Origin of the sequence: Prosthecobacter fusiformis (assembly GCF_004364345.1) — a bacterium.
Classification (GTDB): Bacteria; Verrucomicrobiota; Verrucomicrobiia; order Verrucomicrobiales; family Verrucomicrobiaceae; genus Prosthecobacter; species Prosthecobacter fusiformis.
The window spans coordinates 227,857-240,751 of sequence record NZ_SOCA01000005.1; the positions used below are offsets into that span (position 1 = coordinate 227,857).

General features: G+C 55.5%; 12 protein-coding genes. 6 read left to right on the forward strand and 6 right to left on the reverse strand.

The features are described from left to right. Positions 1-70: 70 nt before the first annotated feature. The 3 genes from EI77_RS14885 to thiD are packed head-to-tail and all read right to left on the reverse strand — an operon-like array spanning position 71 to position 2,201. Entirely contained in the window at positions 71-271 is a 201-nt protein-coding gene (locus EI77_RS14885) for a hypothetical protein (RefSeq protein ID WP_133796084.1), read from the reverse strand. After that, positions 268-1,398 (reverse strand): S41 family peptidase, encoded by a 1,131-nt coding sequence (locus EI77_RS14890; protein ID WP_166647276.1) that lies wholly within the window; start codon positions 1,396-1,398, stop codon positions 268-270. Before EI77_RS14890 ends, EI77_RS14885 begins: the two co-directional genes overlap by 4 nt. Beyond that, positions 1,395-2,201 carry a bifunctional hydroxymethylpyrimidine kinase/phosphomethylpyrimidine kinase gene (gene thiD, locus EI77_RS14895; protein WP_133796086.1) on the reverse strand — a complete coding sequence of 269 codons (807 nt, stop codon included), beginning with the start codon at positions 2,199-2,201 and terminating at the stop codon, positions 1,395-1,397. The genes EI77_RS14890 and thiD overlap by 4 nt, the downstream gene beginning before the upstream one ends. 165 nt (positions 2,202-2,366) lie before the next feature. Between thiD and EI77_RS14900 the strand changes: the two genes are divergently transcribed. Next, positions 2,367-2,753: an ApaG domain-containing protein gene (locus tag EI77_RS14900; protein WP_133796087.1), complete on the forward strand. Its 387-nt coding sequence runs from the start codon at positions 2,367-2,369 to the stop codon at positions 2,751-2,753. 84 nt (positions 2,754-2,837) lie between these two features. Here the strand turns inward: EI77_RS14900 and EI77_RS14905 are convergent, their stop codons facing one another. After that, positions 2,838-5,189 carry an FAD-dependent oxidoreductase gene (locus tag EI77_RS14905; protein WP_133796088.1) on the reverse strand — a complete coding sequence of 784 codons (2,352 nt, stop codon included), beginning with the start codon at positions 5,187-5,189 and terminating at the stop codon, positions 2,838-2,840. Between the two features lie 228 nt (positions 5,190-5,417). Between EI77_RS14905 and prfB the strand changes: the two genes are divergently transcribed. Next, a protein-coding gene (prfB, locus tag EI77_RS14910) for a peptide chain release factor 2 (protein WP_208300368.1) occupies positions 5,418-6,543 on the forward strand; the annotation gives its coding sequence in 2 pieces (ribosomal slippage) (positions 5,418-5,480 and positions 5,482-6,543; 1,125 coding nt in all). Between the two features lie 109 nt (positions 6,544-6,652). Next, a complete protein-coding gene (locus EI77_RS14915) occupies positions 6,653-6,934 on the forward strand; it encodes a hypothetical protein (protein ID WP_133796090.1) in 282 nt (93 codons plus the stop codon). Between the two features lie 17 nt (positions 6,935-6,951). Here the strand turns inward: EI77_RS14915 and EI77_RS14920 are convergent, their stop codons facing one another. Next, complete coding sequence (locus EI77_RS14920; protein WP_133796091.1) at positions 6,952-8,223, reverse strand: hypothetical protein; 1,272 nt, start codon at positions 8,221-8,223, stop codon at positions 6,952-6,954. 40 nt (positions 8,224-8,263) lie between these two features. Then, on the reverse strand, positions 8,264-9,544 hold the full coding sequence (locus EI77_RS14925) for a (Fe-S)-binding protein (protein WP_243838870.1): 1,281 nt from the start codon (positions 9,542-9,544) through the stop codon (positions 8,264-8,266). A 179-nt stretch (positions 9,545-9,723) separates the two neighbouring features. Here EI77_RS14925 and ligA point away from each other — a divergent pair, with 179 nt between their 5' ends. The 3 genes from ligA to EI77_RS14940 are packed head-to-tail and all read left to right on the forward strand — an operon-like array spanning position 9,724 to position 12,802. Continuing rightward, positions 9,724-11,733, forward strand: a complete 2,010-nt coding sequence (gene ligA, locus EI77_RS14930; RefSeq protein WP_133796093.1) for an NAD-dependent DNA ligase LigA — start codon at positions 9,724-9,726, stop codon at positions 11,731-11,733. Positions 11,734-11,772: 39 nt separating this feature from the next. Continuing rightward, entirely contained in the window at positions 11,773-12,369 is a 597-nt protein-coding gene (locus EI77_RS14935) for a hypothetical protein (RefSeq protein WP_133796094.1), read from the forward strand. Positions 12,370-12,379: 10 nt separating this feature from the next. Then, positions 12,380-12,802, forward strand: a complete 423-nt coding sequence (locus tag EI77_RS14940; RefSeq protein ID WP_133796095.1) for a hypothetical protein — start codon at positions 12,380-12,382, stop codon at positions 12,800-12,802. Positions 12,803-12,895: the final 93 nt, after the last annotated feature.

Genomic DNA, 12,895 nt, shown 5'->3' on the forward strand with positions numbered 1-12,895 from the left:
AGCATGGGCGGATTGCACGCCTCGGCAAGAGGCTTCTGCACGCGGGTTCACGAGCTTGGCCGGAGGACAATCAGACGAGTAACTCGGCGCGGGAGAAATCGGCGACGGTGAGGCGGGCTGGAACCTGCGTGCCGGGATCCAAAAGGATGGGGGCATCTTCTTCCGAACGAAAGGCCATGACGCTGCGGCCATTGGGCAGGGATGCGTGCCAGGTACGGGCGCAATGCTGGCTCTGAATGGTGACAGTGGTTTCGACAGTCTCGGGGATCATGGGGGCGTGACGGGTTGCGCCTTTTTGACGGTCGGCGGGGTGCTGGCTGGCTGGCGAGATTTCACGGTAGGCCATTTGAGGCGATTGTTATGTAGATGGGTATGAGAACTGAGCATGTCCACGGCGCGCTGCAAGACGGTATCCCGCAGGGCGGGACGGTCATCGGTGAGGATCTCGCCTGCGCTGCGGCGGATGTAAGAATCCAGTTCGGGATTCTTCCGGGAGATCAAGGCGGCTTCATTGTAGCGAATGCGGCTTTGGTCGAAAAGACGTTCCTTGACCGGACCGGCGGCGTCGAAAATTTGGCGCTTGGAAGCGGTCGGCAGGTCTAATGGGAAATCGGGCTGTAACCCCTGTCGGAAGAGGGCGCGGTCTCCAGACAACAGCATCTCGGCGCTGGCAAAACGCAGCAACCACTGACCATCGAGGGGGAGGGTTTCATAGCGCACAGTGGCACCGCGAGTCTTGCCACCGATGACGAGGGCTTGTTTGCGATCCTGAAGAACTGCGGCGATGGTTTCGCCCAGATTGCAGGTTTCTGCATCTACCAAGACGATGAGCGGTTGTGTCCATATGGGATCGCGGTTGGCGATGAAAAGCTGGGCATCCTCCCGACCGACCTGCTTCAATTTAAAGAGCAGTTCGCCGCGTGGTAAAAACAGGTTCAGCATTCCTGCGGCGGTGGTGAATTCCCCGGCAGGGGCAGGGCTGCGCAGGTCGAGAATCAAGTAGGGGACTTTTTCCTGGACGTTCTTTTTTAACTGAGTTTCCAGTTGAGGGACCTCTTCTTCAGCAAAGCTCAAGGGCCGCAGGTAAGATATCTCGGGGGTGAGCATTTCGGAAAGGACTCCGCGCTTCATCAACGGCCTTTCAGCATCCACTTTGCTGACAAGTTCGGCCCCCAGTTCCATGCGTTCCAGGAGGCCCTGAAACGCGGCACGGTTTAGCTCATCAAAGGTTAGATCGTCCCCGCGAATGTATTCGCTGCGCAGAATCTGAAAGGCGGATTGAACCGCTGCCTGTGACACGGATTCCACCTTTTCTGGAAGAGCCGTCACGCCCTGAGGTGAGGAGTCCTCCGCGAGGGCTGTCCCGGCGAGCAAAAGGCACGCGAGCATTTTTTTCATAAGGAGGAATTCTTCAAATGGTTCAACGCATGTACGGTGCCATGGCTGCCATTCCATTGAAAATATTCGGCAATGGCGGCGCTGATGTATCGCTTGGCCTGTGAGACCGCTTCCTGCAAGGGCAAACCGAGGCCGAGACCGGTGGCAATGGCGGCGGAATAAGTGCAGCCTGTGCCATGGGTCTGCACGTCAGGGGTGCGCGAAGTATCATACCAGGTAAGCTCGCCATTGATGCAGAGCACATCGGCTGCGGAGCCGGTGAGATGACCGCCTTTTAGCAGCACGGCAGTGCCGAATTCAGCGGACATATCCTGGGCACAGGCGGTCATTTCATCGCGTGTGGTGACGGGGCGTCCCCACAAGACGGCAGCCTCGTCCATGTTTGGCGTGATGACGGTGGCGAGGGGCAGCAGCAAGGTGCGGACGGCATCAATGGCATCGTCTTCCAGGAGTTTACCACCGCCGGTGGCGACCATGACGGGATCCACCACGAGAGGAAGTCCGACAGGGGCAATGGACTGCCAGGTTTTCACCACGGCTTCCACCTGAGTGAGTCCGCCCAGCATGCCGGTCTTCACAGCAGCGATGGGAAAACCTTCAAAAAGGATGCGGATCTGATCCGATACGAGTTCTGCGTCTAGCAATCGCACGATGGATACCCTGCCTGGAGTCTCTGAAACGACACTGGTGAGCGCATTGAGTGCATACCCCCCCAGGGCCGAAATGGCCTTCAAATCTGCCTGAACCCCTGCCCCGCAGGAGGAATCGGAGCCGGCTATCGTGAGGATGGGTGGAGGGGACATCGGTTTGGCAGTCAAAGGGCAAGCCTGTCAAAGGTCAAGCGCATCAGTGGTGGCGCTGTTTTCCATTTCCCGAAGTTATAACGCCGGAAATAGCGATCCAGTGTGGACTACGGTTGCTATACCATGTCTTGACGTTTAGCCACCTGCCCTTACTCTGAGAATAGAATGAATGTCCGCTTCGAGCATCTCACTGGCTTGTCCGTGACCGTGGATGATATCCAGTATGATCCGACACGTCCGGCCCCGCCTGACAGGCCGCACCCGTTTGTGTATCACGTGTCCATCCACAATGATTCACAGGAGACGGTCAATATCTTTGGGCGTAAATGGATCGTCCGGGATACGGATGGGGACACGCTTGTGGTGGAAGGTGATGGCGTGGTGGGCCAGTTTCCCAAGTTGGAGCCGGGCCAGACCTTTAGCTACAACTCGTATCATGTGATCAAGGCGGAGAGTTCAGCCACGGGATCTTTTTTTGGTACCACAACTCAGGGGCGGCCTGTGTGCGCACGCATTCCGCGTTTTGACATGCATCCGCCGCTAATTGCGTGAGGAGAATTTTGGTTCGCCTCCGGGTGTGAAGAATATAAAAAAGGCCGGTTCCCAAGGTGGAAACCGGCCTTTTCTCTTTAGAGATTACTTTTTCACGACCTGCACGGCATCCAGATGGACATTGCCTTCGGAGCCTTCGGTGCGGAAGATAACAGCGGCTTCTTCTCCCGCATTGAACTTGAAGGTGCCCAGGCTGTGCGCACCGTTCAGGTTGGCAGCAGGCTTGGTCTGATCCACCTTGATTTCTTTTTCACCCTCTGCGCTGAGCACGGTCACTGGGGCGGATTTGGCGCGGTTGGCGTGGGGCTGATAGAAAATGCGCACGTCGTAGTCGCCGCTTTCTTTAACAGCAAAGGAGAAACGGGCGCTGGCGTTTTTTTCGCGGCCATAGCTGAAGTGGGAACCGACGTAGGGCTTCAGGCTTTCAGCCTGGGTCCACTTGCCAGTGAATTCTGCATCTTCATCATCAATGACGATGCCTTCGAGGGTTTTTGGATCAATGGTGTCGCTGGCCACTTCAGGCAGTGCCTTGGCATTTGCGGGCATGTAAAGGGGGCTTTCCAGGCTGTCACGACGCATCGCTCCAGGCTGGCTCATGAGGTCCTTGAGGATGTCCAAATACTGCTCATAAACACCACGCGGGGTGGTGTGGTGACGCACGCTGATCCAGGCAGCCTTGCCCACCACTTCACCAAACATGCCGCAGGTGCGCATGACGCGGGTGCTGCCCAGGGCAAAGCGGTCCACACTGATGTTGCGACCAGCCATGAAAAGATTGCCGATATCTTTGGAATACAGGCATCGGTAAGGCACTGGATAACCGTTTTTGCGGTCCGTGTGCTTACCGAACTGGGCACGGGAGATAAAGGGGTTTTCAGGAAACTTCACAGAGTATTGCTCTTTCGGATAATGCAGGTCCTGGTCCCAAGTCGTGGGCACACAGGCGTCTGGATGAATAACTCCTTTGACCATGTCTTCACCTGGCAGGACCAGATCGCCAACGATGCGGCGGGATTCACGAGTGCCGCCGACGTAAGCCAGCCACTGCATGTCGTAGCTGCCATACTTCTGCGGATCATTCTTTTTCAGAGAGGTGACTGCGCCATAGACTGCACGGAAGTTCCAATCGCGGATGCGCTCCAGGCCATTGATGGGGTCCTGGTCGAAACCACTCTCCCAGAACCATTCGCCATGAAGGTAGTCTTCGGAGTTTTCGACAGGTGTGTAACCGAGGTCAAAGCCTGTCATATTGGCCTTATTTTTCACACCGACAGGCTCCAGCACGCGGGGTGCCGGGAAGTCTTCCAGCTTGAGATCGAGCGCCCATGGAGTGGCGGGCCATTCTTTTGGATGGGCGGATTTTTTCAGCACCCACATGTTGCTCATGCCCATGCGGCCTTTTTCTTCCTGCATGATGGTGGCTCCGGCGAGGAATCCGACGCTGCCGTGGCCGGTGCAATCACTGAAGAATTTGCCGCGAAAGCGTGTTTCCTTGCCCGTCTTGGTGTCCAGGCCAGTTACGCTGCGGATCTTCTTATCAGCGACTTCGCCTTTTTCCATTTCCACGGCATAGACGTGAGTGTTGAGGAAAAGATCAATGGTCTTTTCAGCCTTCACGACCTCCTCTTTGAGTTTGTCATTGAACTCCTCAGGATTGGCAGCCGGGCTGTTGCTGGCACGGTCGGCGAATTCTTCCACGATCTCGCCGAGATGCGGGTAGAGACCACGACGGGTGCCGCCCATGGCCCAGACTTGGACTTCACTGGAACCATTGCCACCAAGCACGGGGCGGTTCTGGATGAAGGCCACTTTCAAGCCCTGGCGTGCGCCGGAGATGGCTGCGCCCATGCCGGAATAACCGCCACCGACGACCACGAGGTCATATTCCTCAGTCTCCGGGGCCACCTCGGGCAGGCCTAACGACTTCTTACGCAGAGAATTCGTTGCGGCGAAGTCAGCAGGCGGGGTGAAGGAGGCATCCTTGCTGAGGATGATGGCATCCACACGACCGTCGAAACCGGTCTTGTCCACCAGAGCCAGCTTGGCGTTGCCTTTCAGTTCCACCGTTCCGGCCTCTTCCCACAGCCAGTCTTTGCCTTCGGTGCCGAGCACCTTGTCCAAGACTTTGCCATTCACGCTGACCTGGAACTTCCCAGGAGCTCCTGGAGCATCCCAGGGGCCGACCCAGTTCTTCGTGCGCACCCAGACCTTGTAGCTGCCAGGTTCAGTGATGGCGACTTCGGTTTCAGCATCTTTGACCGGCGTGCCCATGCCATGGGCCAGCAGGTAGGGCGAGCCCATGATGTCAATAAACTGGGTGTCCAGCATCCAGCCGCCAGGGCTGGCAAAGGATTCGGCCTCCACCCAGACCTGCTGGGCGTGACTGGAAAGAGCGGTGGCCGCAAGGGCGGCGAGCAAGGTGCGAGGTAACTTCATGTACAGGGTTGGTTCTACAGAGCTTTTCATAAACGCCGGGAATGATCAATTACAATCAACGGATGACCGTTACGGTAACAGCTTGCTAGCATCTCGTGGAGCTGTGGATTCTTCGCGTGCCCAAATAAACAGGTCACCATGCAAGAAGGATGAAACTTCAATTCTGGTTGCAACCTCAGGAGCCATGTCCTATCAGCCATGTCTATGGAAACGACCAACAAGTCCGTCCTGACCGACCTCCAGGCGTTCGACGTGGCAAGCCTTAAAGGCCGCCTGAGCGAACTCCGGAGGTATCTTTGACTTACCGAAACTCACCGAAGAGCTGTCGGCGCTCGAACATAAGATGACCGACTCAGGCTTCTGGGACAGCCAGAATGCAGCCAAGAAAGTGATTGATCGCGCTAACGTGATCAAAAAGCAGATCTCGCCCCTGGGTGAGCTGGACTCCCGCGTGGAGGACTTCCCCGTGCTCATTGAGCTGGCCAAAGAACAGGGAGATACGCAAAGCTATCGCGAAGTGCAGACGGAATTTGATGCCCTGAGCAAGGCCATCGCGGATTACGAGCTGGAGCTACTTCTCAAAGGCCCCTTTGATCATGGCAATGCGTTCCTGACGGTTCATTCCGGAGCGGGTGGCACGGAAGCCTGTGACTGGGCAGACATGCTAATGCGCATGTTTGTGCGCTGGTCTGAACGCCGTGGCTACAAGGTACAGATCATCGACCATCAAGAAGGCGACGACATCGGCACGCGCTCAGCCACTCTGGAAATCCTGGGCGAAAACGCCTATGGCTTTCTCCAGGCGGAGCGTGGGGTTCACCGACTGGTGCGCATCTCCCCCTTTGATGCAGCCAAGAAACGGCACACCTCATTCGCCTCCATTGATGTCACTCCTGACAATGAGGAAGACATTGATATCGAGGTGCGCGATGATGATCTGAAAGTGGATACCTACCGGGCTGGCGGCAAAGGCGGCCAGAACGTGAACAAGGTGGAAACTGCGGTCCGCATCACCCACATTCCTTCAGGCGTCATCGTGGCCTGTCAGGTGGAGCGTTCCCAGCCCAAAAACCGGGCGAAGGCCATGGCCATGCTCAAGGCCAAGCTTTACCAGATCGAAGAAGATAAACGCCAGGCTGAAATCGCCCGCCAGTATGGCGAGAAGACCGACATCGGCTGGGGCAGCCAGATCCGCAGTTACGTTTTCCAGCCTTATCAAATGGTCAAAGACCATCGCACCGGGGAAAAGACCAGCGACGTCTCAGGCGTCATGGATGGAGACCTGGATGCCTTCATGGAAGCCAAACTCCGTGGCCAGAAATCTGGAGGGGACGATGGTGATGATGATGTGTAAACGAGATTCCCTATAATCAGAGCAGCCTCCCTCGAAAGTGGGGGGCTGTTTTTTTGTAGCCTCGCTTTTGTCTTTCAAGGTTCACGGCAGAAAGAATGAAATACAAACGATGGAAGTAATTGATCATGCTCCCGGTGGCTGGTTTCTTTTGAGCGAAGAAAACCGCTACTATCTGGACATTCATAGTGGCTACTCTTTCGTAAGCTGGTCCGTTTTAATCGAACTCAATCAAGAGGAGCGAGACGGTTATGCCCATGGTGGGAGCGAATACATCTCCCAACTGGTATTCGGCTTCAATAATCCACCTATGAGCTGGAATAGGAACATCGACAGTCAACTCGGCAAAAAAACGCATGAGGCCATCATGAAATGGAAGGAAACACAGGACTGATAGTCCTGTTTCTTCCATTACTCCGTAGGGACAAAGAACTCCCGGCGTAGCTTGCTAAAGACGATTTCTGAGGTGCCGAACTTCGCGTGCAAACGGCGGCGGCCGGTGGAGTAAGAGACAAACATCTCATCCCGATAAAGGAACATGAAAGGCGTGTTCACGGCGTTGTAGTCCACGATTGAAAACGCCTTCGTATATTTTTTATAAGACGGATCAATCTGGACTACATCGCATTTGTTGCGCGTCATCTGGTTGCCGCCCATGGGCACACTGGCTGCCGTAAACATGGCCACCATACCAATGGGTTTACCGAAGTTAGCAATGGTCGGCCGTCCAATGCCATAGGTCCATTTTTTCACCGGTGCATCGAATGTGTACAAGTCGGATTTCTTGGTCTTGCAAAGCACATAGCCACCTTCAACGACGTTTGTGCGGAGATGCAGATACACATAGTTGCGGTCTTGGGTTATAGCTGGCTCGGCCAAAATTTTGACCTCCGTCGTCAGCAGTCGCGGATCAGGTGCGCCCATCAGCTCCCAGGTCTGGCCTTGGTCAGAGCTGCGCATGAGTACGTTGGTCATCAGCTTCGTTACTCCGTCCACGGAGTTTTTGATCTGGATGGAGCTGTAAAGCTGGCCGTCAAATTCCGTAAAATCACAGGGCGTGCTGATGCCTCGGGCAAACTGCTCGCCAAATCCTGCGCCAAACAAAAAGTCCAGCTGCGCCTGGATCGCTGGCACTGCGAGGTCCATCACTTTGGAAGGATCCTTGCCAATGGTGCAGCGTATGGCTTTGAATCCGGCCAGCTTGCCGGTGGCAATGTCGTAGTCTTTGTAAAAGGCCCGGTAACCTGAGATCGTATCGCTGCCCAAACGACCCACGAAGAAAATGCGTAGAGTCTTTTCATTCAGGATGTGCAGCATGGGACCGGAGACAAAGGTGCCTCCAATGGTCACTCCATCGGATGTTTCCCCCACCTGCGCCACATCCACCCAAGTTGCCGTCGCGGTGGGGTTCAGAATGTTAAAAACGGCCATCCTTGCCACCTGCCCAGCCTGGTTTTCTTCCGGTGTGTTTTCGTTGCACTGATACACCACGTATCCCATCCCATTGACAATGCGCATGGAGGACTGGTGCGCGTACTGCTCCGTCGTGAACTTGCTCACCAGCATCGACTGGTCCACAAACGAGCGGGATGAAATCTCGCCATTGGGCAGCTTCGGTTTTTCAACCGGGTCTTGGGCCCGAATACTCCCCTGCCCTGCCAGCAAGAATGTGGCGATACTCAAAAATGGCAGCCAACGGCCTAACTTTATATGCTTCATCAATTTAAAGGGATGCGGTTTCTTCACGATAAGCTTTCGCCAGCAGCGTCACGGGCTGGGTCACTTGCGCTGTGTTTCCCAGGCCGTTGGCCAATTGCAGATGGCAGCCGGGGTTTGAGGTCGTAACGACCGTGACGCCTGTGCGTGCGATATTTTTGACCTTGCGATCCAGCAGCTTGGCCGATTGCTCAGGCTGCGTGATGTTGTAAATGCCTGCGCTGCCACAGCACCAGTTGCTTTCTGGCAGTTCCTTTAAGATCAAGCCGGGAATGGCCTGGAGCACCTGCCTTGGCTGACTGACGACTTTTTGCCCATGGCAGAGGTGGCAGCTTTCGTGATAGGTCACCTCAGTCACCCCGGCTCCGTGTTCGGGCTTGCGGATGCCGGTTTGCACCAGCCATTCATGGATGTCCTTCACCTTGCGATCCCACTGCTTCGCACGGACGGCATAAAACGGATCATCATGCAAAAGATGGCCGTAGGTCTTCAGGTGGGAGCCACAGCCGCCCGCATTGGTGATGATGGCATCCAGGCTGTCCAGATCGAAGCTGTCAATCTGCCGCCGGGCCAGTTCACGGGCCAGCTCCACCGCGCCGTTGTGCGCATGCAGGGAGCCGCAGCAGGACTGGGCACGCGGGGTGATGACTTCACAACCATTGGCCAGCAGGACATCTGCTGTATCGCGATTGATGTTGGAAAAGGCCAGGTCCTGAATGCAGCCCGTCAGCAACCCGACACGATATTTTTGCACCACCGGTGTCTCGCGGGCTTCAATCAGCGCATCGGAAAATTCAGGTGAAACCTTTGGCGTCTGTGGCTCCAGATCGCGCAGTTTTTTCGGCAGCAGTCCGAAGAATTTGACGTGACGCAGTTTCACATCCAGCCCCGTTTTTTGCCACAGGCGCAGGCCCCAACCTGCGAAACGGAGCAAACGCGGGTGCATAAAGAGGACATTCAGCGTGAGCCAGCGCCAGAAATCGCGCTCATTGTTTTGGCCCACCCCGGCGCGCTCCACCTCAGCACGCGCGGTTTCAAACAGCTCGGCATAATTCACGCCCGCCGGGCAGGCCGTCTGGCAGGCCAGGCAGCCGAGGCAGTAATACATTTCATCGGAGAAGGCCTTGCTGACTTCCAATTCTCCATCGGCGACACTGCGCATCAAGGAGATGCGGCCGCGTGGGCTGTTGCGCTCCTTTTTTGTCTCCACATAGGTCGGGCAGGTGGGCAGGCACATGCCGCAGTGCATGCACTGCTGGAGGACGGAATAATCGAGGGATCGAAGCAAGTTCACAGGGGGGCGAAAAAAGGAAGTGGAGGATAGCGACGGAAAGCCCATCAATCTTCCATCTTTTCGGAATCTGTCTGCCTTTGCCAGCTTGTTTCTTGAGCAGACCAGCCACCTTCCGACCGTCCCTGCAAAATTCCCTTTTCCCATCCGCCCCTTTCCAGGTAAACAAACACTGCATGACCCACGCCGAAGCCACCCACCGCGCCGAGCAGCTCCGCAGCGAGCTCCACCGCCACAACCACCTCTATTATACCGAGGCGCGGCAGGAGATTACGGATCAGGAGTTTGATGCGCTCTTGCGTGAACTTCAGGACATTGAGGCTCAGTTTCCTGACCTTTTGACGTCAGACTCCCCCACCCAACGCGTGGGCGGTGCTCCCATTGAGGGTTTCAAGCAGATCCGGCACACCATCCCCATGATGAGCCTGGACAACACTTACTCCGAAATGGAGATGGCGGCCTTCTTCGCCCGGCTACAGAAAGGTTTGGGCCGGGAGAAGATTGAGTGTGTGATCGAACCGAAAGTGGACGGCGTGGCCATCAGCATCCGATATGAAGATGGCGTTTTTAAACACGGAGTCACCCGAGGTGACGGCCAGACAGGAGACGATGTGACGGCGAACCTGCGGACGATTAAGAGCCTGCCCCTGCGGCTGCCTAAAGACGGCCCGCAGACCTTCGAAGTGCGCGGAGAGGTCTTCATGACCAAGGCCAACTTCGCCAAGCTGAACCAGGAGCGCGAGGAAGCCGGAGAGCCCCGTTTTGCCAATCCGCGTAACTCCACTGCAGGCACCCTCAAACAGCTCGACTCCAAAGCGGTGGCCAAGCGTCCTTTGGACATCGTTTTCTATGGTCTGGCGGATGCCTGGGGTATGCCGATCAACACCCAGACGGAGGTGCATGAGCTGCTGAAAAAAGCTGGACTGCGGCGTGCCGATTTCATTTGGGAAAAAGACAGTGCCGAAGGCCTGCTGGAGGCCATCCGGGAGCTGAATGAAAAACGCGGTTCACTGCCCTATGAAACCGATGGCGCGGTGGTGAAGGTCAACTCCTTTGCGGACCAGCAGGAGCTTGGCTCCACCTCCAAAGCCCCGCGTTGGGCCATTGCCTACAAATACCAGCCCGAGCAGGCCGAAACGAAGCTCCTGGCCGTGGATATCCAGGTGGGCCGTACAGGCGCATTGACGCCAGTGGCACGTCTGACCCCGGTGTTTCTCAGTGGATCTACCGTGAGCAATGCCACGCTGCACAACTTCGAGGAAATCGAGCGCAAAGACATCCGCGTGGGTGATACCGTGGTGATCGAAAAAGCGGGTGAGATTATCCCAGCCGTCGTCATTGTGAAAAAGGATCTGCGAACTGGCAGCGAAACTCCGATTCCTGTGCCGACCCAGTGCCCGATCTGCGGAACCGGGGTGCATCGAGACGAAGAACAGGTGGTCATTCGTTGCCCCAATCCCAAGTGCCCCGAAGTATCCAAGCGCCGTCTGGAACACTTCGTCAGCCGGGGTGCTATGGACATCAGCGGCCTGGGTGAATCTGTTGTCGCTCAGCTCGTTGACACCCCTTTTCACGATCGGCGCACCGTGGAAGATGCGGCTGATATTTATGCGCTTGATCAGATTAAACTCGCCCGTCTGGAGCGCATGGGCACCAAGAGCATTGATAACTTGCTCAAGGCCATCGAGGCGAGCAAGCAGCAGGACCCTTGGCGGCTGGTTTTTGGCCTCGGCATTCTCCATGTCGGTGCAGGCGGCGCACGCAAGCTGCTGGAGCACTTTGGCAGCATTGATGCCCTGGCGGCAGCCAGCATTGAGGAGCTAACGCAATGCCCCGACATCGGAGCCATCGTCGCGCCGAGCATTCATGCCTGGTTCAATGATGAGGACAATAAAGCCCTGCTCGAACGCCTGCGCGCTGCCGGATTGACCTTCTCCCAACGCACCGTCGAGGCCGCCAGCGACAAGCTCAAAGGGACTACCTGGGTCATCACCGGCACCCTCAGCCAGGACCGCGAAACCATCGCCGACACCATCCGCGCCAACGGCGGCAAAGTCAGCGGCAGCGTCAGCGGCAAAACCACCTATCTTCTCGCCGGAGAAGATGCGGGGAGTAAGATGGACAAGGCGACGAAGCTGGGCGTGAAGGTGCTAAGTGAGGAGGACTTTCGGGGGATGGTTGGCTGAAACTTTTTAGACTCACCAACGAATCAATATCCACAACTCATGAGAGCTTTCGCAGTCACCCTTTTCATTATAGGCAATCTTATCTTTCTTACGCAGTTGGGTAAGGACGTTCATCAACTTATCTGGGGCATGGAAACTTCCATGTTCGATGAGTTCGAACCAGAAAAAATCAGTGCCCGGGCGGAAACGAATACAGCAGCCTTGCTAGAGGAGTTCCGAAAAGCTGATGCGGAAATCAAGGTTCTGGAACGCAGCAAAACGTCGGATGAAACCTATCAAGTGCGTAAGGAAAATGAGTCACTCTACAACACCCGTAATGAGGCCAGAGTAGAACTGCTGGCTCGTGAATCCAAGTCTGCTGAATTGCGTGATCTTTGGGTTTTCTCTGGTTACGGCATCTTCCTGATAGCCGTGGGAGGAATTCTTTCCCGGAAAGCTGTTACATGGCCCGGACTAGCAGTCTTGGTTTCCGGTTTCTCCATTCTCGAATATTGGGCCAGTCCGCCTTTTTTCGAGGGGGCGGGCACTGAGTTTAGGACCTTACTGTGGAATAAGACTTTCCTGACCTTTTTTGCTCTCTTTGCCCTCTATGCTTGTGCGGTGATGTTTGACCGGAAACTTCCAATCAAACGCTAGATTTTACCCCATGTCTATAGCATCCATATTGGGTAATATACCTGATCCCAAAGATTGGGTTGTCAGTAGAATTCGCCATGACTATAGACGTGTTTTCATTCGTCATTCCATAGATGTAGCTCCATCAATTTGGATCAGGAAGCTGCGCAATTGCAAAAATATTTGTCAACTGCCCGACTCTGCCCGTTTACTTTTGGAGGTGCGACAAAAAGGCGGCATTGACCTTGGTGTTATAAGTGGTCGGGATGCCTATAAATTTACTCAAACTCTTGAAAAGGCAGGCTTTGAGAGTCAAGTGGAAGACGCTTCCTACATATCGTATTTCCCTGAGGGACCTGACGGCAGAATTCTCATCGAAGACGAGGCGGTAGTGCAGGCGTTCTGCCTGGAGTTGATTCGGTTGGGAGCCAACGTTCGAGAAACAGAATATTAGTGCCGTGAAGTTCGTTCGCAAGTTTTGGGCAGACCAAGAAAATGCCACACTGAAACCCTAAAGACATCCAAGCATTACCCCCGTATCCAAAGC

What these genes read in the sequence shown, in the direction of transcription:
- EI77_RS14940 (WP_133796095.1), top strand. Translation starts at nt 12,380, where the DNA reads ATGTCTATAGCATCCATATTGGGTAATATACCTGATCCCAAAGATTGG.
- thiD (WP_133796086.1), bottom strand. Translation starts at nt 2,201, where the DNA reads ATGTCCCCTCCACCCATCCTCACGATAGCCGGCTCCGATTCCTCCTGC.
- EI77_RS14890 (WP_166647276.1), bottom strand. Translation starts at nt 1,398, where the DNA reads ATGAAAAAAATGCTCGCGTGCCTTTTGCTCGCCGGGACAGCCCTCGCG.
- EI77_RS14900 (WP_133796087.1), top strand. Translation starts at nt 2,367, where the DNA reads ATGAATGTCCGCTTCGAGCATCTCACTGGCTTGTCCGTGACCGTGGAT.
- EI77_RS14935 (WP_133796094.1), top strand. Translation starts at nt 11,773, where the DNA reads ATGAGAGCTTTCGCAGTCACCCTTTTCATTATAGGCAATCTTATCTTT.
- EI77_RS14905 (WP_133796088.1), bottom strand. Translation starts at nt 5,189, where the DNA reads ATGAAGTTACCTCGCACCTTGCTCGCCGCCCTTGCGGCCACCGCTCTT.
- EI77_RS14915 (WP_133796090.1), top strand. Translation starts at nt 6,653, where the DNA reads ATGGAAGTAATTGATCATGCTCCCGGTGGCTGGTTTCTTTTGAGCGAA.
- EI77_RS14885 (WP_133796084.1), bottom strand. Translation starts at nt 271, where the DNA reads ATGATCCCCGAGACTGTCGAAACCACTGTCACCATTCAGAGCCAGCAT.
- ligA (WP_133796093.1), top strand. Translation starts at nt 9,724, where the DNA reads ATGACCCACGCCGAAGCCACCCACCGCGCCGAGCAGCTCCGCAGCGAG.